Source organism: Duganella caerulea, from assembly GCF_040362985.1.
Lineage (GTDB): Bacteria > Pseudomonadota > Gammaproteobacteria > Burkholderiales > Burkholderiaceae_D > Rugamonas > Rugamonas vulcania.
Genome location: NZ_BPWJ01000009.1, coordinates 229,884 through 251,347, shown reverse-complemented (window position 1 = coordinate 251,347; position 21,464 = coordinate 229,884). Strand labels below are relative to the sequence as shown.

Annotated in this window: 11 protein-coding genes; 3 read left to right on the top strand and 8 right to left on the bottom strand. The window is 60.1% G+C overall.

The annotated features are described in order from the left end of the window. Nucleotides 1-34 precede the first annotated feature (34 nt). The 6 genes from ACUJB0_RS25285 to ACUJB0_RS25260 all read right to left on the bottom strand — a co-directional run bounded on the left by ACUJB0_RS25285 (nt 35) and on the right by ACUJB0_RS25260 (nt 6,801). Nucleotides 35-802 carry a substrate-binding domain-containing protein gene (locus ACUJB0_RS25285; RefSeq protein WP_444847637.1) on the bottom strand — a complete coding sequence of 256 codons (768 nt, stop codon included), beginning with the start codon at nt 800-802 and terminating at the stop codon, nt 35-37. Nucleotides 803-908: 106 nt separating this feature from the next. After that, nucleotides 909-1,811: a LysR family transcriptional regulator gene (locus ACUJB0_RS25280; RefSeq protein WP_444847636.1), complete on the bottom strand. Its 903-nt coding sequence runs from the start codon at nt 1,809-1,811 to the stop codon at nt 909-911. A 110-nt stretch (nt 1,812-1,921) separates the two neighbouring features. After that, nucleotides 1,922-2,593 (bottom strand): PEP-CTERM sorting domain-containing protein, encoded by a 672-nt coding sequence (locus ACUJB0_RS25275; RefSeq protein WP_444847635.1) that lies wholly within the window; start codon nt 2,591-2,593, stop codon nt 1,922-1,924. Between the two features lie 18 nt (nt 2,594-2,611). Continuing rightward, on the bottom strand, nt 2,612-4,789 hold the full coding sequence (locus tag ACUJB0_RS25270) for a phosphocholine-specific phospholipase C (protein WP_444847634.1): 2,178 nt from the start codon (nt 4,787-4,789) through the stop codon (nt 2,612-2,614). 276 nt (nt 4,790-5,065) lie between these two features. Then, nucleotides 5,066-6,226: a zinc-dependent alcohol dehydrogenase gene (locus ACUJB0_RS25265; RefSeq protein WP_444847633.1), complete on the bottom strand. Its 1,161-nt coding sequence runs from the start codon at nt 6,224-6,226 to the stop codon at nt 5,066-5,068. A gap of 95 nt (nt 6,227-6,321) precedes the next feature. Continuing rightward, nucleotides 6,322-6,801, bottom strand: coding sequence for a KGG domain-containing protein (locus ACUJB0_RS25260; RefSeq protein ID WP_444847632.1), 480 nt, complete (start codon nt 6,799-6,801; stop codon nt 6,322-6,324). A gap of 308 nt (nt 6,802-7,109) precedes the next feature. Here ACUJB0_RS25260 and ACUJB0_RS25255 point away from each other — a divergent pair, with 308 nt between their 5' ends. From ACUJB0_RS25255 to ACUJB0_RS25245, 3 genes are all read left to right on the top strand, one after another. Then, entirely contained in the window at nt 7,110-7,280 is a 171-nt protein-coding gene (locus ACUJB0_RS25255) for a hypothetical protein (RefSeq protein WP_444847631.1), read from the top strand. Nucleotides 7,281-7,368: 88 nt separating this feature from the next. Beyond that, the gene (locus ACUJB0_RS25250) at nt 7,369-7,638 is read left to right on the top strand and encodes a hemerythrin domain-containing protein (protein ID WP_444847630.1); all 270 of its coding nucleotides are present in this window, start codon (nt 7,369-7,371) and stop codon (nt 7,636-7,638) included. Between the two features lie 280 nt (nt 7,639-7,918). Next, on the top strand, nt 7,919-9,142 hold the full coding sequence (locus tag ACUJB0_RS25245) for a tyrosine-type recombinase/integrase (RefSeq protein WP_444847629.1): 1,224 nt from the start codon (nt 7,919-7,921) through the stop codon (nt 9,140-9,142). A gap of 512 nt (nt 9,143-9,654) precedes the next feature. On the opposite strand, the gene ACUJB0_RS25240 is transcribed toward ACUJB0_RS25245, so the two are convergent. After that, nucleotides 9,655-10,101, bottom strand: a complete 447-nt coding sequence (locus tag ACUJB0_RS25240) for a hypothetical protein (protein ID WP_444847628.1) — start codon at nt 10,099-10,101, stop codon at nt 9,655-9,657. A gap of 10 nt (nt 10,102-10,111) precedes the next feature. After that, nucleotides 10,112-21,406, bottom strand: coding sequence for an NBR1-Ig-like domain-containing protein (locus ACUJB0_RS25235; protein ID WP_444847627.1), 11,295 nt, complete (start codon nt 21,404-21,406; stop codon nt 10,112-10,114). Between the last annotated feature and the right edge of the window lie 58 nt (nt 21,407-21,464).

Below are 21,464 nucleotides of genomic sequence, written 5' to 3'. Positions count from 1 at the left end.
TCGGCGGCATCAGGGGTGGAAAAACGTGGGGCACTCAGTGATTCGGCAAGGGATCGAGGCCGCTGGCGGCCACCGCGTCACGCGCCTCCGGCCCGGCCAGAAAACGCAGCAGCTTGCGGGCGGCCTCGGGATGGCGCGCCTGCACCGGAATGCCGGCCGCGAAACGGGTCACGCTCTGCACCGGCTCCGGAATACGGGCGACGAAGGTGGCGCCGCGCACCGGCAGGATCTCGCTGACCTGCTGGAAGCCCAGCTCGTACTTGCCCTCGGCCACCTGGATGGCGACCGGGGTCTTCTGCACCATGTGGGCCTTGGGTTTGACGGCCGCCTCGATATCGAGTTTTTTCAACAGCTCGCGTTCGATGTAGACCCCGCTGGCACTGTCGGAATAGGCGATCGACTCGGCGCCAAGCAAGGTCGCCTTGAACGCCTCGACGGTCGAGATATCGGGCAGCGCATGGCCGGCGCGCACCACCATGCCGATGCGGGAGTCGGCCAGCTCGGTGCGGCTGGCGGGATCGACCTTCCCCTGCGCGATCAACTGGTCGAGCGCGTAGCCCACCATGATGACGACATCGGCCGGCTCGCCGCGCGCCAGGCGATTGGGGATCGCCTCCGGCGCCTTGCCCATCGACGGCCCCCAGGCGGTGACCAGCGTGTCGCCGCTGGCGGCCTCGTAGCGCGGCTTGAGCGCCAGATAGGCCGCCGTGTAGCCGCCGGAATTCATAATGTCCAGTTGTTCGGCGGAGGCCGCCGGAATGGCGAACGCCAGCACGGCCGCGCACACGATAGAGGTTTGCATGAGTATCTCCTGTTTTATGATCAGATTTTTGTCTGGTCATTATCAGGAGCGTCATTGCGAAAGTAAAATGCATACTTTCTTCGTATTGATACCCTGAGAGCATCAATCAAGCGATCAGTGCCGCCTTCAGTTCCTCATACAACTGCTGGGCCGCCGGCGAGAACACGCGGCCGGAACGGCGGATAATGCCCAGCGTGCGCTCGATGCCCGGCGCGGTCAGCGGCACGGCGCGCAGCATCGCGCCGGTGGCGCCGGCCGGCATCGACAGCTGGGGCACGACGGCGGCACCCAGCCCCGCGCGCACCATCTCCAGCAGGGTCGACACGTGGCGGACCTCAATGAACGAGGCCGGCCGCTGCTCGGCCGGCGCCATGGCCTGGTCCAGCAGCAGGCGGTTGCCGCTGGACTTGGCCACGGTCATGTACGGATGTTTGCCGATATCGTCCCAGCTGACCGAGCGGCGCCGCGCCAGCGGGTGATCGGCCAGGCAGGCCAGCACGAAGCGTTCCTTGAGGATGGCTTCGAAGTCGATCCCCGGCTCGCCCGCGCCGAGAAAGTTGACGCCGAAATCGGCCTCGCCGCGCGCGACGATGTTCAACACCTCGTGCGCGCCCTCGTCGGCCACGCGCACGCGCACGCGCGGCAGCGCCGCATGAAAGCGCTGCAGGATGGGCGGCAGGAAGTGATGCGCCACCGACGGCACGCAGGCCACGGTCACCTGGCCCGAATGCGTCCGGGACAGGTCGCTGATCTGGTGCAGCGAGCGCTCGACGCCGTCGAGTATCTCCTGCGCCTGCACGAAGAACTCGCGGCCCATCAAGGTCAGCGACACGCGCCGGGTGCTGCGCTCGAACAGTTTAACGTTCAACGCTTCTTCCAGCTTGGCGATGCGGCGCGACAGCGCCGGTTGCGACAGATGCAAAGCCGTCGCGGCGGCACGAAAGCCGCCCTGCTCCACCACCGCCACCATCGCCTGCAAATCGCTCAGGTCGAAACGCAACTGGTTCATGTAATTGCCCTCCCGTGTGGACGCCGGCCGAGGCCACGCCTTGCCATGCGTGCGCCGTCAGCGCGGCGCCATTGTACTATCGGGACGGTGGACCAGCTTGCTGGCGCGAATTACGACATAGACGCGCGCGTATTGCGGCGGAGCGTCCCGACCAACACGCCCAGGCCCAGCAAGAGCATCGACGCCATGCCCGGTTCCGGTACCGGGCTGGTGGCGATGAAGGACAGGTTATCCGCGTAGCCATCGTTGTCGTTCGAAGCAAGACGCTCCATCGACAGCCAGAACGACAGCTTGCTGGTGCCGGCAGGCATAATGCCCACGGACTCCCGGTAGAACAGGCCTGTCTGGTTGCCGCGGTCTTGCGGGGTGACGGGACCGATCGAGGCGTTACCTATCTCATTGTTCCCCGCATCGAGAAACTGCACGTAGAACAGTGCGTTATCGCCCTGGTTGCTCCAGCCGCCGAGCCATCCGCTCAGGGAATAGGAAATGTTCTTGGCCGTCGCCACGCCAAAGTCCAGGGTCTGGGAGCCCACGGCGTATTGCCCGAGGCCGGCGAACATCTTGGTGCCGCGATCGACCGGGCCAGGCTGGGTGGGAAGCACCCAGTTGCTGCCATAGTTCACCGACTGGATCATGCTGTAACCCGGATAGACGCTCCAGCCGCTTACGCCTGCTTCGGCATCGCCGTTGACAACCAGGTTGTGACCGTAGATGACGTCAGCCTTGCCACTGCACGCCACGGCGAACAAGGCCGCGGCAAGGAAAAATCTGCAATTCATGAATGCTCCTTATAAAAGTCAAACGACGCGGTACTGGTCAAGCTGCGCTGGCCCGCGCATCGCTGGGTCACTGATCGACGGCAAACCGTTTTCCAGATGGCCGGCGAAGCGGCGCAACCAGCCCGGCAAGCCAGCCACGCTCAGGCTGTAGTCGTACCAGTTGGAACTCGATGCCAGCGGAAGCCGGACGGCGCTCCTCGAGCGTGCGACGACGCGCACTTCCAGCGGCTTGCTGGAGTAGTACTTGTTGGCGGTCAGGACGAAGGTGCATGGCTGCGCGCCATTGTTGAACAGGTCGATGACCAGCTCGCCGGCGCTGCGTTCGGCGCGCACGCTGAGTTCCGGCCATGCGGTGTTGCCGTTGCCGCGCACGTCCCCAACGATGTGGCGATGGAAACCGTTCGGTCCCAGCACCCACAGATCGTAGGCGGACGCGGTATTCCATCGGCCGGTGAGCTGTTTGCCAGGTTCGACCGTGTAGCGGCGCGGAACCTGATCCAACGCCAGGCGGTCATACACATGGAACACCGCCCCGGCCTCGCCCAGGTTGTCGAACCGGAGCTCCACCTGGCCGCCTCCGACCGGCACCTGGGCCTGCACCTGGAGTTCGTAAGGCAGAGCGCGTGCCGGACGCACGCCGGCAGCCTGGACGGGGGCCACCAGGGTGGTCGGCGTTGCGGGGACCTTGGTGTTTGGCAGGCTCAGCGCCATCGAACGCCGCGCGGCCGTTTCCGGCAGCAGTTGCTTGAACCCGTTGTCGTTCGGGTTGGCGAAGTCGAAGCAGGACAACAGGTTGCCGCTCACGGCACGGCGCCATGGACTGATCAGCGGCTCGCGCACACCGAAACGCGCCTCGATGAAACGCACGACCGAGGTGTGGTCGAAGACCTGCGAATTCACCCAGCCGCCCTTGGTCCACGGCGAGATGACATACATCGGCACGCGCGGCCCGAGACCGTAGGGGCGATGAAGCGTCCGCGCATCGGCGCCGTTAAGCACGTGATGGTACTCGCCGGTCGTGTCGACGGTCGAGGCACCGGCGAGCTGCGACTGCGCCGGATTGCTGCTGTAGCTTGTGTACGCGGGAACCGCCGGCGGTGGCATGTGGTCGAAGAAGCCGTCGTTCTCGTCGAAGTTGATCAGCAGGACCGTCTTGCTCCAGCTCTCGGGATTGGCGGTCAGCGCGTCCAGCACGCGCGCGATGTAGTCGGCGCCCGACGCGGGACTCGATGGCCCCGGGTGTTCGGAGCCTTCGGCGGTGGCGACCACCCAGCTGACCTGCGGCAGGCGGTTGGCCAGCACGTCGGCCTTGAGCAGGTCGAGGTCACGCGTCGAGGTGCCGCGATCGCGCAGGGATTGCGAATAGCCCGGCCGGCGATACCACGCGTTGCGGAAAGAGCGGAATCCTGCCAGCGAGTTATCGGTGAAGTTGTCCGCCATGTTCTGGTACACCTGCCAGCTGACACCCGCCGCTTCGAGCCGCTCCGGATAGGTGGTCCACAAGTAGTCGGTGGACATGTCCGGATTGAAGTCGTCGCGGCTGTTGTCGGTCGATGGGCCGCCCGCGGCCGCCAGGGGATCGTTGTGGCCGGTGAACAGAAACAGCCGGTTGGTGTTGGTACCGGTCTGGGTGGCGCAGTGATAGTGGTCGCAGATGGTGAAGGCGCGCGCCAGCGCGAACTGGAAGGGAATGTCGGCGTCGGCGTAATAGCCCATCGCGTGGTTCTGCTTGACCGTGCACCAGTCGTTCATGCGACCGTGGTCCCACGCCAGCTGGGCGTCGAGCCAGCTATGTGCCGTCCCGGCGACGCGCATGACGGGAAAGTCCTGCACCGTGTTGAGCCGGAACGGCGCGATGGCGCTGCCCTGCGGCCAGTTGGGCCGGCCAGGCACCGGCGCCCCGCCGACAGAGCGCTGCACGAACACCGATTTGCGATTGAAGAGGTTTTGCCGGTCCATCACCGGGATCGGAAAGGGATCGCCGAATCCCCTCACCCCTTCCAGCGTGCCAAAGTAATGGTCGAAACTGCGGTTCTCCTGCGTCAGCACGACGATATGCTCGACATCCTGCAGGCTGCGCGTGCGCTGGTTGGCGGGCAGTGCCAGCGCTTTCTGGATGGAGGGTGGAAAGGTCGCAAGCACGGCACTTGCGCCGGCCGACTTGCCCATTTTGCGGAGGAAGTCGCGGCGGCTCATGCGCGCACCTGCGTGCGTGCGCGCGCGAATTTAAAAATTTGCATTTGATTGATCCAGGTCGATTGTCAGGGAAATAGAAAACTGAAGTCATGCAAGGCAAAAGCTTACGTAACAATGATGAAATGTTGATGACATGTCATGCAGTTGTTAGGACTTCACTTATTTCGGTAACAATCCCTGCCAAGCGCGTCCGGATGGGACACCAGGGACTTGATCATGAAATGCAAAAGCAGCAGATTTACAGCAGCCCGACCAAAACCAGGTCAGCCTCCGGGCTCAGGGGCGCAGCACAATCTTGCGGCAATCGTCTTCTTTTTTATCGAACATCTTGTAGCCCTCCGCGGCATTTTCGAGCGTCATGCGGTGCGAGATGATCGCCTCCGGCCTGAGCTTGCCTTCCTCGATGAACGTGAGCAGCTCTGGCATGTAGCGCTGCACATGTGTCTGTCCGGTTTTGAAACCGATACCCTTTTCGAACGCATCACCAAACAGGAAGCCATGAATAAAGCCGGCGTAGACACCCGGAACACTGACGGTGCCGCCACGCCGGACCGCCGCAATGCATTGGCGCAACGCTTGGCCACTGCTGCCTTCCAGCTTCATCGCCGTCAACGCGGTTTCCAGCGCACTGCCTTTCGCTTCGAAGCCGACCGCATCGACCACCGCATCGACACCACGGTGGTTGGTGTTTTCAATGATGAACTCGGCCGCGTCAACCTCGTCGAAGTTAATTGGAATAACGCCGTAGGTGAGACGAGCGAAATCAAGCCGATAGCCATGATGGTCGACCATGAAGATCTTCTCGGCACCCAGCATGCGCGCGCTGGCGGCCGCCATCTGCCCCACCGGGCCGGCGCCGAAAATGGCCAAGCTCGAGCCCGGACCAACGCCCGCGTTCAGCACCGCCTGGTAGCCGGTCGGCAGGATATCGCTCAGGAAAAGTACTTTTTCGTCTTCCAGCGTGTCGGGTATCCTGATCGGCCCGACGTTGGCCTTGGGCACGCGCACAAACTCCGCCTGGCCACCTGGCACGCCTCCGTACATATGGCTGAACCCGAACAGCGCCGCGCCGGATCGGAGCGACTTCTTGTTCATGATCGTGCCGCGGTCCGGATTGGTCGTCTCGCAGGCGGAATAGAGTTTGATGTCACAGAAGAAGCAGCTGCCGCAGGCGATTACAAACGGCACCACCACCCGATCGCCCTTTTTCAGGTGGGTGACGCCGGGGCCGGCCTCGACAACCTCGCCCATGAATTCGTGGCCCATGATATCGCCCTCCTTCATGCCGGGCACCTTGCCTCGATACAGGTGGAGGTCGGAGCCGCAGATCGCGGTGGCTGTGATCTTGAGGATGATGTCATCCGGTTGCTGCAGCACCGGATCGGGTACGGTATCGACTTTCACGTCGTGGGCGGAATGATAGACTAGTGCACGCATGGGGGTCTCCAAAGGGGTTCGAACAACCCGCCCGGCAGGGGGGCGGACGGACGGAATAAAATGCCGGGGCCGCAAAGGCGCGGCGCCGGTGCCCACTATTTCGAACGCGATCCGGAGCCGCCGTCGCTGCCCGCCCTTTGATTCCCACCTTGGCCCGAGGCACGGCTTCCGCTTTGGCCGCCCGAACGCGAACCCGTGTCGGAGTCACTCTGCCGGTTGCCATCGTTCTTATGGCTCATCGCACCCGCTTTACGCGCTTCTTCCGAGGTGAACTCGTGGGCATTGCCCGACGCATGGGCTGCGCGGCCGCCTTCCGCGGCGATCTCGCGCTGGCGCTCAGGATCCATCGACGCGAAGCCGCGGCCGTCGGCGCCATCGTTCTTGCCGCCGGACTGGTTGTTGCCGCCGCTATGCGACTGCTGGTGCCCCGCCGAGCGGGACTGGGTTCCCTGCTTGTCAAGTTCGGCGCTGCCCTGGGAACCGCTCGCGCCGCTCTGTTGGGATGCGGCCGATTGCGCCGTGTGGGATTTGCTGGTGTCGCTCGTCTTATTGCCGCCTTGATTTGATGCCGTCATGATGGTCTCCTGGATTCTCGGTAGTAGGGGCCGCCGCGCAGCGTGTCACAGCTCGGCGGTGGTTCCATTCTTTGCGGAATCGGACGCCATCGTCATAAGGCGCGCACTGGTGCCCGCGTAGGATGATGGCCCGTCAAAACGAAACTTTTTTTGTCATCAGTTCGCACTCCATTCGATAGCGGCGCCAGCCATCCGGCCACCTACACCGCGATGAGGGGTGCTCCTACATCAACGTTTGACGCGTCAACTAAGATGAAATCAAGGCAGAGTTAGCGCCGAATGTTCGACTTAACCTTTTGGAGATCATCATGAGCAAACCCACCCAAGGCGGCAAAAACGGCGGCAACAGCAAATTGGAAGAAGCCAAAGGCGCGAAAAGCGCCGGCAACAAGTCCACCGGTTCCGGCAACAGCCAATCTGCATCGTCGGGCAACAAAGGCACGTCCGCCAAGCCTGCATCCGGTTCCAAGTCCAAGTAATCGCGTCGCGGAGGCTGGACCTCCGCGGTTCCTCATCCATTAAGGCAACCGACATGAAAACTACCGCCCCCACGCCGCCCCGCGAGGCATGCAACCGGCGACCGCGCCGATCGACGCTATCGAGCTGCTGACAGCCGATCATCGGAAGGTGAAAGCACTGTTTGAAGAATATGACAACCTCAGCGACCGCTCGGTCGCGACCAAGAAAAAACTCGCCACCGAGATCTGCCTAGAACTGACCAGGCATGCCACTGCCGAAGAGGAAATCTTTTATCCCGTCGTGCGACAGGCGGCCGGCGATAGCGAGGATCTGGTTGATGAAGCGCTGGTCGAGCACGCGTGCGCCAAGGCCGGATAAGCTCGCTGCGCACGTTTCTGGACAGAGAGTGGTCCAACAGCCTGGAAAAACAAAAAGCCCTTGAAACTCAAGGGCTTTTTGTCTGATTCTGGCGGAGACGGTGTCTGCATTTCGTTCGTCTCTGTGTAGCTCTCAAACGCTCCGGCCGTCGAACTTCTCTATTAAAAATCGAATTGATTGTACGCCCAGCGTCTCCGGCCGAATCACGAAATATACTAAGAGCTCGCGTCGATTTGTGGGCAGAATTGTGGGCAGAAGAAGCAGGCAGACCCTGACGGTCATGGGGATCAACGCAAAAAAAGAACCCGGCTATTACGCTGATGGCGGGGGTCTCTATTTGCGTATTTCCAAAGGCGGCACCAAAGGATGGATCTTCCGCTTCATGCTCCGCGGGCGCTCCAGAGCCATGGGGCTCGGTAGCGTGCGCGACAAGACGCTTACCCAAGCTCGTGACGACGCCGCCAAGTGCCGCCAACTGCTGCTGGACGGTATCGATCCTATCACGCACCGTGAGGCCGCGCGCGAGGCGCTGCGCCAACAGGAGGCCGAAAAGACTCGCAAAGTTTGGACATTCCAAGAGTGTGCTGCGGAATATCACTCGACCCATAGCAACGGGTGGCGCAACGCCAAGCATGCCCAACAATGGTTTAGTTCGCTGGCCAACCATGCCTTCCCTATATTGGGCGACAAGGATGTAAATCACATCGGAAAGCCTGACATACTGGCTGTCCTAGAACCGATCTGGCTGTGCCATCATGAAACGGCATCCCGTATCCGCCAGCGCATCAAGGTCATCCTCGACTGGGCCGCCGCACGCGATTTTCGAACAAACCAATTTCCGCACCTATGGGATCAGCTAGAACGTGCTCTGCCACGAACGAAGGACGTCCGCAAACCCGTGCATTATCTCGCCTGCCCCTACGAACAGGTCGGAAGAGCCTTCCAGGCAATCCGCGAATGCGGCGCCTCTTCATGTATAAAACAGGCCATGGAATTCACAATTTTGACGGCAGCACGCACCGGCATGGTGCGCATGGCAGTCTGGCAGGAATTTGATCTCAGCAAGCGCCGCTGGACAATCCCCGCCGAGCGCATGAAGGCTGGCATCGAGCATAGGGTTCCGCTCTCGCAGCAGGTTCTGGCAATCCTGAAGAATCAGGCCAGAGGTCTTTCAAAACCCCATGGTTTAGTTTTCCCAACTCCTTCTGGCAAGGCGCATAGCGATATGACATTTACGATGCAACTGCGTAGGCTTGGCTTGGAATACACGATGCACGGTTTTCGCTCCACATTCCGTGACTGGGCCGCCGAACAAACCATCTTTCCGTCTGAGGTCTGCGAGGCAGCGTTAGCGCATACGACCAGGGACGCGACCGAGGCGGCTTACTTCCGTAGCGACCTGTTCGAGAAGCGACGTGACTTGATGGATCACTGGGCGGAATACTGCGAAAGAGAACACTGTACTGCTGCGAACCAGGTCCAGACCCAGAGCGAAAAACTATAGGCGAACTGACGATTGGCTGCTCGCCAAAAATCGCCGGAAATTCGAAGTTTCGCCGTTGGTCCCATTCACCCCTCAGAAATTTTCAAGGAAATGCCGCCATTTTACCGACAGCTTGCAAATTCCAGCCGTGTTCTTTCGACTTTCGCCTTCAGAATCAGGGCGTATGCGATTATTCAGGCCGCCTCAGTTGCCCACCTGCTGGATCGGGTAACCTCCTTGTAGCGCAAAGGCCCGCTGCGACAGAGGCTGGTCCGCCAGCGCTCAATGCACTCTTGCCAAAAGCGCGTCTCGCTCGATAGTCGCCATCCTCATCTCCGTTGTGAAAACGCCGGAGTATGAGCTGGGATATCGGCCATTAGTAGGTGGAAGCGTCGGACGCATACCCACCTTCACGGCTTCTTTACTAAGCTCCGGTGTCCACATTTTTGTGCGTTTCGTAAGTTACCCCGTTGGCGAAGTTTACCAAACAGGAATGTCCTCCAAAGTCAGGGGGCCTCACTGATCCCCTATGTTCAATCCCACAGGATTTGAAATGTCAAATGATCAAACTTTTCCTCAAATCCAATATCATTACAACGATATCGACGACCATTAACAATTTCCTCAATTAACATACCTGAAGTATAGGATTGGGACTGTTTTCCTTTCCCTGAATCCCAGATATTATACAAATGGATAATTCCATTGGATTTTTTTACTTCAATCAAGACAGTTTCTGGAGCACTATCGGACCAAATCTCCATACTCGCAGAATTAAAGCCGTTAACGACTAATTCACCTTCAACACCTACCCACACTCCATGTCTTTTGGACTTATCCCAATTCTCAAAAATTAGTTTTAAGCTACAGGCTTCGGGAATAGGCAACGCTTCCCATTTCACTACATCGCTTCTGCCATTTTTGAGAAAAGCACTATTAATTATTTTTTCTGTCGGGTACGTAAACTTTTGCGATGTCATTTTCATTCCTTTAAGGCCGAGGCCCCTTGTAATATCTATATGGGTCTATATCCGCATGTTCCCAAGGCCAAACCTCACGAAGATTTGTCGAATCGTGAGTACCTCCGTCACTTTGAGGAGTTATATGATGAAGTTCCATTGAAACCCCGAGCTCATCATGTTTTGGCGCCAATCCCTTTTCCATTCGTTTCAGGTTCTCCGGAGAAAACTCTCCTACCTCAGCATTGGCGGCGCGATCCTTCCAATGCTTTCGACGTGCCTTATTCCATTTACGCTTCTTCTCTTTTTTACTTTCTTTTTTATCTGCTTTATCCTTCTCTTCGCTGGTCTGGCTATCAGCTGATAACGCGGAACTTGCTTCCTGAAGCTGTTCAAGACGGGCTGTGGCTGCATCAAGTAACCTTTGTGCCCAAGCCTCATGCGTTAGCTCTCCAGTAAGCGGATCGATAGCGCACATGTCGCCACGATAACACCTGTCTTCAACTCCATCACCCGAATGGAGGTAGAGAGACAATCCAACAAATACTCGACTTGCAATCTTGGGGAACGATATCTTTCCTACTGGATTTTTAGCATTCGTTTTAGACACGGCGTCCAGTTTCCTTGCCTCAGAAACCATGTTCCGTGCGTTTTCGATTGCCCGAACCGCTTCCTCCAGCTCCGCACGCCCCGACACTACCACCTCAACGAGGAAGCCGGTAGGATCTACCAGGTTCGTTGGATTGTTCAGCACGTAGCTATAGCGGTTGTAATTCTGCCCGCTATAGGGGGTTTGAATAAACCGGTCCGCCGACAAGAATCTACCGACAAACGGATCGTACACCCGTCCATTCATGTGCACCAGATCCAACTGGTCCAGCATCTCGTGGCCGGTATAACCCTTGTTGTCAACCACGCCATCCAGACCGTCCGGCGTGGCGTTACCAGTCAGCGCCCTGCGCTTGCCCCACGCGTCGTACGCCAGCGATTCCTTTAGCTGGCCGCTCTCGCCCGTGATCGCCACCACGCTGTCCAGCCGATCGCGATGCACCCAATTCAGCGCCGTATCGCCCGTGTCCGGATTTTCGCTCTCGAACCCGATCCCCATCGGCCAGTAGGTCTTCACCGTCACTTGACCGTCTTTTGTCTCGACTTCCTGCGCGCCGGCATAAATCACTTTGCTGCCGTCACTGCGCTCCTGGCGCACGCGCTGATGCTCCGGTCCGTACACGAAGTTGCTCGTGACCGTGCCCTTCGCCAACTGGCGCGGCATGTCGAAGCTGGTCCAACTGGCGCTGCGCCCCGGCGAGGTGAGCAGGTTCCCGTTCAGGTCGTAGGCAAACGTGCCCTGCAGGCTGTCGATGCTCTGCACCGCGTGCGGCCGCACCGCCAATGCGCCTTGCTCAGGATAGGTGTAGATCCCGGTACCGGTCTTGCTCTTCATATTGCCGGCGGCATCGTAGGTGAAGGTCAGCGACGGCTGGTCATGGATATGGCTGGTCCATAACCGGTTCAGCGTGTCGTAGGTGAAGTCTTCCGAGTACCCCTGCAGCTTGTCGGCCGAACCCCAGTACTGGGTGCGGTTCGTTACATTGCCCAGCACATCGTACTGGTACGCTTCCTGCAACTGCGCCGCACCGGCCGGAACCGTCAGCGTGGCCCAGTCTAGGCGGCCAGTGTAGGGATTAAAGCCCTTCAACTGCGACAGGCCATTGCCCAGCACGATGCCGGTGGCGCGGTTGGCCGCGTCCTGGCTGCTCACATTCCACAGCACCGTCGCGCCACGCGCCACACGCGCGAGATAGCCGTAGCCGTTGTAGCGCTGGTCGAACTGCTTGAGCGTATCCCCGCCTCGCTGGTAGCTCTGCGAAACTACGCGGCCCCAATCATCGTAGCTGGTTTCGCTGGTGAAGCTGTAGCCGCCTTTGTCGAGCACTTGCGTGGTCTTGAGCGGACGGGCTTTGTCATCGTAGGTATGGATGCGGTCGTAGTCCGGGGTGTCGCCCGCCGTCGTATAGGCTTCGGCCAACTGTCCCTTGCCCATGGGGGCGGTGTCGAACTTCCAATAGCTTTTTAGGTCCGCTTCATAGCGTGCCGTCATGCGCCCGAGCAGGTCGTACACCATATACATCATCGGATCGCTTAATGCGCGCTGGTTCGGCGTACTTTGCGCCCAGACCTGGCCCAGCGGATCCACCCGGTATTGAATAACGCCCAGGTCCGGATCGCGCAGTTCGAGTTTGCGGCCCAAGCGGTCGTATTGCACCTTGATCACGTTCTTGTTCGGATCTTCGGTGTAGTTGAGCGCTCCAAACGGCTCATACCCGAACTTAGTGATATTGCTCGCAGTATCCATCGCCTCTACCTCCACCAATTGGTTGGCAACATTGCGTGTTTCAGTACGAGTGTGATTCCTGGCGTTGGTGTAGACCGTGACCGGTCCACGGTAGTCGATCGTGCTGGTATGGGAAGTGCCCGACTCGTCCGAGGTATATATCTGCGTGACGCGATCCAGGTCGTCGTAGATCTGGACACTTCCCTCCCAAGTACGGTCGGTCTCGAAGTGCGGCCCCTGGGTCACCACCAAGCGACCCAAACCATCGTATTCACGGTCGGCAATGATCACCCGGCCATCGAAGCCCCAGGTTTGCGTTCGCAGCACATGGCCGACGTTGTCGCTGTAGGTCACCTTCGGCACGCTGACGCGGTCTTTTCCATGGAACGTTTCAGTCATCTCCATCACTGCCGCGCTCAACGGACACCCGCCTGCGCAGGCCTTCAGGGCGCGACGCGTTTCGTTATCATAAACATTCTTCTCATTGGTCACCCGGCCAAAGCCGTTGACCTGCCATGTGGTGACCAAGCCGTTCGGATCTGTCAACTTGACCAGAGCGCCGGTCGCCGTGTCATTGACATGGTCTTCCTGGTGGCCCAACGCGTTCAGAACTGTTGCCGGGAAACGGCCAAGAGAGTCGTATGTGATGTCGCTAAGCGTGCGCGATTTATCAGCCTTGCAGGAGGGTGTGACCGTGTTACCCTGGCAGGCGGGATCGACCCAGTCCTGGGTTTTTTTGTTGACCAAGCCGAATCTGTTACCGCTGCGATCATAGCTGGTCGTCAGCCGATACTTCACTTCGTCTGGCTCGATCGTTTCCTTATAAAGCAGGCCGGTTGCCGCATCATACTCATACTTGACCGTGCGCGTTTCGCTGCCGCTGACCGGATCGGTCTTGGTTTGCCTTACCAGCGTGGGCAGGCCGACAAACCAGCCAGTGCCAACTGGTTGATACGTCGTCTTTGTCTCGCTGACAAACGCCGCGTTGCCGTTCGGCGGGGTCAGGGTGATGGTCTGCCTGGTCAGGTTGCACCAGCCGTCGCCATATTCATTGACGGTGTCGCCGGCGCCGAAGTCGCTGCCATCCAGGTCGTAGCGATGAACGCTGGTACTGCCGACCAGTGGACATACGGTGTGGCTGCCGTTGGCTTGTGTCACGCTATAGTTGAAGGGCGTGTTGGTTGTGCTGAAGATAACGGCGCCGTTAAGGTCGTTGAAGTTGCCCGTTCCGTGCCGCACTTGGGTCGATGCCACCGTGCCGGTATTCGGCCAGACTTGGTTGTAGTGGGTTACCGAGATCGAATGGACGTCAAGATCAAGCGCCTGGACAATACCAAAGCCCAACGAGCCTCGGCCGAACAAGTCAGTGGCTGGATCTTGATAATGGTATTGGGTGATACGGGACAGCAGGCCGCCGTTGCCCGTCCTGAGCTTGCCGACGATCTTGCCGGTAGGCGCGCTCAAGCGCTGGGGGTATGCCAAGGTGGCGGTCCCCGACTTCGAAATCGTTCCGGTCGTCAAGCCGTCGAAGTAGGTGACGCTGCTGGCCGAACCGTAACCGTTGCTGACGGAAACGATGCGGTCAAGGGCTTCGCCATCGGTCGCCAGATCATTAGGCACCAGTACTTCCCAGCGGCCATCCTCGGTCCAAACATTGCCGGAATATCTGCCCGCGTGGTAATACACCAACTGCGGACGACCGAGCCCCATGACGTCCATGACGTACAGCTGATCGGTGGGCGAAGCAGGCTCGACACGCAGGGCAGCGCGCAGTTGATCCGAAGTAATTGCCGGCGTAGCCCAAGGTTCGCAACTGACGTTGGTGTCACCGGGACCGGCGCCCTTGGTACTGTCGTCGCCCAAAAGATGGCACATCTGTAGCGTGTCGCCGACTACGATGCCTTTGCTATCAACCTGAATCATCAGCAGGTCGGGCTGACCGTCGCCATCGAAATCGGCCACGGACAAGGTCTTCATATAGCCGTTCGCGCCCGAGACGGTGTTGTTGCTCAGCGCGTGACGAATGCTGCAGTCCAGGTGCTGACCGGTCGACAGGCATTGCATGCCGCGCGACCGGGTCGCTACCACGCTATGCGCGTCATCGAGGCCAGTGACGTGCAAGCCGAAATATAGGCTGCTATAGCCACTGCCATTGAAGTCCCCAGCTAGCTGCCCGAAATTCATTGCCTTGTCGAAGGCGTAAGGCGCGAAGGTGGGTACACCATTGGCCGGCGGCGGGATGGTCGCAGTGAACCGCAGGGCCGGAGGCGGAACACCGCCTGGCGGCACAAACGCACTTACCAGCACTTGCGGCACCGCGTTTCTCCAACGGAAGCAGTCCGGACTGGTAACCGGGCAATTCCCACAATCCGGCCCCACGCAAAGTGGCTCCCGCATCGGAATAGTCCATTGCACCATTTCCGGTTTGCCGGTGCCGCTAAAGTCCACTGCTTGTTCAAAAACGGTGTACGTCTTGGCGCTCGGTCTGTTGTCGAGGATATACCATGGCACGTTCTGGTTGACCAGCGCCGAGGGCAGATTGGTCAGCCTTGGCCAGCAGGAGCCTTGTATGCACAAGGTGTCCGTCGCGCCGTCGGTTTGCGACCAAGTCGGCGCGTCATAGATTGCGGCCCGTCCATCACCGATCACGTCCATCACGGTCGGCTGGCCGCTGGTCATGTAATTACCAAGCGCGGCGAGGCCGGAATTACAATCGAAAACCAGCGTACCACCCGGGGCCGGCAAGCCGCCCGCTAATGTCGACAGGCAGACTTTGGGCGCCCCCGTGGTGCCCCCATGGGCGGTGTCTGGTCCGCTGGCGGTGTACACAAGCAAGTCTGGATAGCCATCGCCATTGAAATCTGATACTGCCAGTACTGCAAAATACTCCTCACTGTTCAGCTTGTACTGGTAGTGGTCAAAACCATAACCGGTGTTATGGAAATAGCGGTATTGCTTTTGCAGCGTCCCCACTGGAACTGCCGGATTGGAGAACGCATCGTTGACGACCTGCTGTTGGGAACTCACGCCCGAGTTGGTGTCCGAAACCCTTTTTTCGAGTATGTCGGCGCGGCCGTTGTTCTCAAAATCGCTGAAGTCAAAATACTCAATGTGGGTCGTCGCTCCCATCGCGTTACCAGGAACTGGACCGTGCACCACCAGACAAGGCGCCGTCGAGCCCTGGTCACACGTGCTTCCGCCGTAGCCTAGCCCAGGCGTACGGTTGATGAAGGCACGCGCCACATCGGCACTAGCCTTGCCCCAAGTAAAGGTGGTCGCCGTCTGGCAACTGGTTGCGGCAGCTTGTCCAGTCGCCGCAATCGCGCTGCTCGTCGCACATACCTTGACGCTGGCAAGCAAGCTGCGTCCGCTTGTAAGGCTGCGATCATACGCCAGCGTATAGCTGCGGACAGTTGTACCAGTGGTATCGCCTATCGTACCAGCGGTATCAACAAAGGTTTCAATGGTCGTCAGTCGGTTGCGCAGATCGTTGCGAGCGTCCGCGATATAACGCGTCCACGCGTCGGAGCGTGCTTCATATGTCAGGCGCACCGCAGCATATGGCAACTGCCCTGAAATGAAGTTGCCGCCGTAGCGGATCTGCTTGAGCAGATATTCTCCCGTGCTGGCATCAGGATTGGAGTAGTCAAAATCAATGTGGTTGCCCGCTGAATCGACAATGGCGGACAAGTTCCAGGAGATCGCCATACCGACCTTGGCCGTGTCGGCCACGCCATTCGGTGCATCAGGCTGGAATATGGCGCCACTTTTGACGGCGGCATAGCTATTTGAAGTGGCGCCGCTGCCGCAACCGCTACTACCGACGTCACAGCCATAGTAGCTGGTCTTGCCATCCTTGGTTTCCACTTTGAAGGCAAGCTTGCCGTCTTGCCCATTGACTGCGGTCACGCGGCTGAAGCTTTCAATCTCGGTGCGATACTCGCCACCGGCGGTCCAATAGGCGGTGTCCGCGCTAGCCGCCGTGCTGTCGGACGGCGCAGGAGCATTGACCCGCACCAGCCGCTGTCCGTCCAGGCAAAGACGATCGCCGGCGCCAAAACTGATCGCCTGATTCACGCCATCCTGTGCAATGGTTTTGCCGCAGCGGTGGATACTGGAAGTGCCGCTCAAGGCCCAGCCAAGACCCGCTATGCCATTGGAGCCACCGCTGTTGTAGTTCAGCGCAAGATTCGGCTGCATGCCAGCGGTTCCCGGAGGTACCACGACGGCGATGCTGTAGGTCGCTGCACCGGCTGGGTCAACCCCCAGATTTCCGGGCAGGCTGCCGGCATCCTGCTCCGGCAGCGATGGCGGCGTGACGACAACAGGCACCGGCTTGGGATCGGTCGGGTTGCTGCCGCTGCTGACCGTCAGCGTGATCGCCGGCGTCTCCATCAATACCTTGCCTGCCCGGTCAAGCAGTTTCACCACGATCGTATAGCTGCCCTCGCCCGCCGGCGTCCAGACATAGTGCCACTTGGTGCCGTCAAACGTGCCTTCGCCAACCACGCCACCGCTCGCTGCGGTAGTGCTGGAGGCGAACTTGGGGCTGGGGCTGGCGCCGCCCATCTTCTGCTTACCGGCAAGCATGGCCCGCGCGGCTTTCGGATCGATAAAGAACTTGACCGACTGACCCTGCTCCACGGTCGCGTTCACGATCGTGCTCAGTACGGTAGGCTGGCTCAGCGGGACGATCGTGCCGTCTTTCGGCAGCACGGCAGCCGGGACGATGCCGGGATCGACATAGAACAGATGGGTGTCCGTGATCAGCGTGGTCTCGCCCTGACGCACCTGGGCGTAGGCCGCATACGGAGCAACGCTCGCCTGCAGGCCGGCCTTGCTGACGGAATAGGCGCCCGCCCCCTCGGCTGTACTGGCCAGCCATTCGCCATTGATGTTGAAGGACACCTCGTCCAGCGTGCCGGTGTAACCGGTCACCACCGCACGCGCGAAGACGGGCAGCGGCGAACGGAAGCGGTCCAGGTTGTTGACGTTAGGCGAGGTCAGGCCGATGCGCAAGCCTTCGGGCAGGCGGCAGCCATGGTCTTCACACGGCAGCACGATCGTTTCGCCATGGGTGCTATGAGCCGACACATACAGCGGCGCGCCCGGGTATTGCGCTTGCAGACTGGCGATGTCGACCGCAAAGTAATGCGATACGCCGGGGGTGTGGCATTGCGCCTGCACGCCAGCGTCGCCGGCCTCGCTGCCCACGTTGGCCACGCCGCTGGCGACCGCCGCACCGCCTAAGGCCGGTGGTGCGTTGACGTAGACCTGATAACTCAGTGCCTCGGCGGCGGTATCGCGGCAAGCCCAGCCCACCAGCTGCAACTGCGCGCCGTTGGAACGCACACCGACGATCTGGCCCAGCAGCGGGCTGTCGCTGACATTCACCGTCACCGGCGCCGAGTCGGCAAAGTGTCCGCCGCTGTCGGTCGCGCGCAATTTCAGACGATAGCTGCCGTTGCCCAGCGCGACGGCCTCATTGAGAGCCAGTTGCGCGGCATTGCCGTTGACCGTTTTGAGCGCCGTCGCGCCAAAGCCGCTGCCGCTGTCCGCGAACACTTCCAGCTTACTAAGCTGTCCGTTTTGCTCGGAGGCCGAACCAGTCAACGTGACCGAGGCGCTCTTGCCGGGCGCCACGCGCTGGTTAACGGGACTGGCGGATAGCGACACCACCGGCACCGGTGGGGCAATCACACTGATCGTGGTCGGCGTCGACAGCGCGCCAAAGAACTCCTTCGACTCGTCGCTCATGCGCCACTGGAATTGATACTGCTTGACGATGGGCGGTGCGATAACATCGAAACTGAACGTGTAGGTCGCCCCCGGCGCCACCGCGCTGCTCAACTGCACGCGGCCGGTTTTGCTCCATACCATATTGCCGATGGGCTGTTCGACCAACGCCATGCCAAGCTGGCTCTGCGTAGAGAATGGCTGCCAGGTCGTGTCGCCGGTATTCTTTACCGTCAGCGTGACCGTGTAATGATCGCCCGCGTACATGGTGGTGGGCACGGATTGGCTAACAAACGCCGCGTCGTTGTGGAACACCGTCACGGTCGACGTCTGGCTCAGCGTGACCGCGTTGCGGCTGTCCGTCGCGCGCAACTGCAGCACATGGCTGCCCGGCGTCAGGGGCACGGTGGCGTTGAGCAGCCTGCCGCTACCGGTATAAGCCACCCTGGTTCCGTCGAGCACCTCGAACTTGCTGATGACAGCGCTCCCGGTCGGCGCGGCGGTGCCAGCAACCGGCACCTGGGCGGAACCGTTTACCGCTGTATATGTGCTGCCGTTGGCCGGGCCGTTCAGATTGACCGTCGGCGGCACGCCCGTAACGACGATATTCTGGACCGTCGATTTGGCGCCGAACAATTCCGTTCCATTGCGCACCATCTGCCATTGAAACGGATAGGTGGCCGGATCGGCCGGGGCCCGCACGTCAAACGTGAAGGTGGCGTTGGCTCCCGGCAGGACCGGCCCAGTCACTGGGATGGAGTCCGTCACCCAAGTGCCGTTGTCGGGGGACGGCGCCAGGGCATAGCCGTCCTCGGCCGTCCAGGTCGAGGTGCCGGCGTTGTGCATGACCACCACCACCTGATATGTGGTGCCGCCGACCATGGACGCCGCCGCCGTGCGCGACACCGCGCTGGCGTTATTTGTCAGCACCGTGATCGCCGTGGTGGCGGTACCGGTCACCACTTGCGCGAAGTTGTCGGTGGCGCGCAACTTTAGCGTGTGCGATCCTGCGGCCAACTGCACCACCGTGTCGATGGCGCCGCCATCGACCGTCGCGATCACGGTCACGCCGTCGAGCACTTCGAGCTTGCTGATGAAGGAGCCCTCGCCCGCCGTCGCGCTGCCCTGCAGGCGCACGTCGGCCTTCGCGCCCACCGCGACGAATTTCTGCGCGGCTAGCGGCTGGGCCAGCGCCGGCACGGTCGGCGCCAGCGGGTTGACGACCACCTGCACATTGGGCGTCTCCGGACCGAACCACTCGACGCCCTCCTGCAGCATCTGCCATTGGAAATTATAGGTACCGGGCACTGTCGGCGCCGTGACCGGAACGGAAAAACTCAGCTGGCCGCTCGCACCCACGGTCGCGGTCAGCGGAACGCGCCCATCACGCCACAACTTATTGTTTTCGGGATTCCGTGAGCCGAGCGCGTAGCCGCCCGCCGCAGTCCAGGGCTTGTTGCCCGAGTTTCTCATCGTGACCGTGGTCGTGTATGCCTTACCCACCTGCATGGTTGCTGGCACGGACTGCGAGACATACGCCGCGTCGTTGGCCCTCACCGTCACGGTCGCTATCGGACTCAGTCCGGTTTCGTTCCAGTTGTCGGTAGCGCGCAGACGCAGCGCGTGCGTCCCCATCGGCAGTTCCAACAATTGGTCGATCGCGCTGCCGTTGACCGTGGCGATCACTGTGGAGCCTTCAAGCACCTCCAGCTTGCTGATCGTGGCGTTCGTGCCTGCCACCGCACTACCTTGCACCAGGACCTTGGTCTTAGTGTCGGTCGGTATGTCCAGCGAGCTCGTAGCCGGCGCGCTCATGGTGACCGTCGGCGGGATACGCGCGACCACCACGCTCCTATTTATAATGGTGCCAAACGGACTACGTGTGCTTTCCTTTAACTGCATAAAGAACGGGAACGTCCCCTCTTTCGACGGCGCAGTCAAAGTCATATTAAAGACGGCGGTTTCTCCTGGCGGAACTGAAGCTGTCAGAGGCACGCTAAAATCGCCCCAAGCGCTGGTATGCGCCGTGCTGGCAGAAGCCAGCGAGACAGTTTGAGGATCCCACGTGGTTTGGCCGGTGTTCTTGAGTGTTACCGCCACATCATACTGGACGCCCGGCTCCATGGATGCAGGAAAATGAATGGACGCGATCTGCGAGCCATCGTTCAGCGCTTTGATAATAATCGGTATTTGCGTGGTCTTGTTGAATGAATCGGTCGCCCTGAAATAGAGCGTTTGCTTGGCCGCTTGCATCTTGTAGAGTCGGTCTATGATCGGCCCGTTTTCGGTTATCCAAGGATCATAGGAGGACGTATTGGGATTGTAGACAAGCATCTGTGTCGTCTTGATGGTTGCGACACCGGTTGGCGTCGCAGTAACCTTGACGGGAATTTGCATATAGCCGGCATTACCCACGAACGCCTGGTCAGCTGCTGGAGACTCGATAGCCAACGTTGGCGGTCCGCCTGCCACCGCCACTGTCAAATTTTTTGTCGGGTCGCCAAAGTATCTGCCGCTTTCATCCATCGTCCGCCACTGCATGTCGTAGTAGCCGGGCGACGGGGAGGCAACGGTGCCAGTAAAGCTCCCCACCGCATTGGGTGCGACGTTCGCACCGAGCTTCAAGCGATTGATACCCCAGGTGGTATTGTCCGGTGGGTTTTGTATGGCCATCACAACCTGCCCGGCCACCCAGGTTATATTGCCAGTGTTTTTCATGGTCACTGTGATCGACCGAGTGGGCGTAGTCATGGCCTCGGTCATCGTTTGCGAACTGAATGCCGCATTCGGCGCACGCGCCGCTACTTGGATGGACAGCGCACTGGAACAAGCACCGAATGGCACCCCACCTTGCGTCATGCACCACTGGAACGTGTAGGTTCCAGGTGTCGATGGAGGGGTGATGGTCGCACTAAATGGCCGCGTCGTGTTCAGTGGCGAGGTGGTGTTCACGGGAATTGACGCAACACTCCATCCTCCCGGGCTCTGCAGCGTCAGGGCGTAGCCACCGGTCGCAGCCCACGCGGTGCCGGTATTTTTCATCGAGATGGAAATCGGATAAGTCTCCCCCACCGTCATGCTTTCCGGCACCTTCTGCGTGACGAACACTGCATCATTAGCGGCATACGCGCTGCCATGCGCAGCAAGGAGCAACAGGCCGCCAATTAGGCCTGCCAGCAACCCGCCTTGCCGCAGCAACAGGGCACACAGATTGATGAACGGGAAAGCACGAAAACGCTGGCCGAAATTGAACATGTGGTAACTCGTCGTCATTGTCCTGTCGCGGGCATACCCGCCGGACTTCAGGCAAAAG

What these genes read in the sequence shown, in the direction of transcription:
- ACUJB0_RS25270 (WP_444847634.1), bottom strand. Translation starts at nt 4,789, where the DNA reads ATGAGCCGCCGCGACTTCCTCCGCAAAATGGGCAAGTCGGCCGGCGCA.
- ACUJB0_RS25275 (WP_444847635.1), bottom strand. Translation starts at nt 2,593, where the DNA reads ATGAATTGCAGATTTTTCCTTGCCGCGGCCTTGTTCGCCGTGGCGTGC.
- ACUJB0_RS25245 (WP_444847629.1), top strand. Translation starts at nt 7,919, where the DNA reads ATGGGGATCAACGCAAAAAAAGAACCCGGCTATTACGCTGATGGCGGG.
- ACUJB0_RS25285 (WP_444847637.1), bottom strand. Translation starts at nt 802, where the DNA reads ATGCAAACCTCTATCGTGTGCGCGGCCGTGCTGGCGTTCGCCATTCCG.
- ACUJB0_RS25240 (WP_444847628.1), bottom strand. Translation starts at nt 10,101, where the DNA reads ATGACATCGCAAAAGTTTACGTACCCGACAGAAAAAATAATTAATAGT.
- ACUJB0_RS25265 (WP_444847633.1), bottom strand. Translation starts at nt 6,226, where the DNA reads ATGCGTGCACTAGTCTATCATTCCGCCCACGACGTGAAAGTCGATACC.
- ACUJB0_RS25250 (WP_444847630.1), top strand. Translation starts at nt 7,369, where the DNA reads ATGCAACCGGCGACCGCGCCGATCGACGCTATCGAGCTGCTGACAGCC.
- ACUJB0_RS25235 (WP_444847627.1), bottom strand. Translation starts at nt 21,406, where the DNA reads ATGTTCAATTTCGGCCAGCGTTTTCGTGCTTTCCCGTTCATCAATCTG.
- ACUJB0_RS25255 (WP_444847631.1), top strand. Translation starts at nt 7,110, where the DNA reads ATGAGCAAACCCACCCAAGGCGGCAAAAACGGCGGCAACAGCAAATTG.
- ACUJB0_RS25280 (WP_444847636.1), bottom strand. Translation starts at nt 1,811, where the DNA reads ATGAACCAGTTGCGTTTCGACCTGAGCGATTTGCAGGCGATGGTGGCG.
- ACUJB0_RS25260 (WP_444847632.1), bottom strand. Translation starts at nt 6,801, where the DNA reads ATGACGGCATCAAATCAAGGCGGCAATAAGACGAGCGACACCAGCAAA.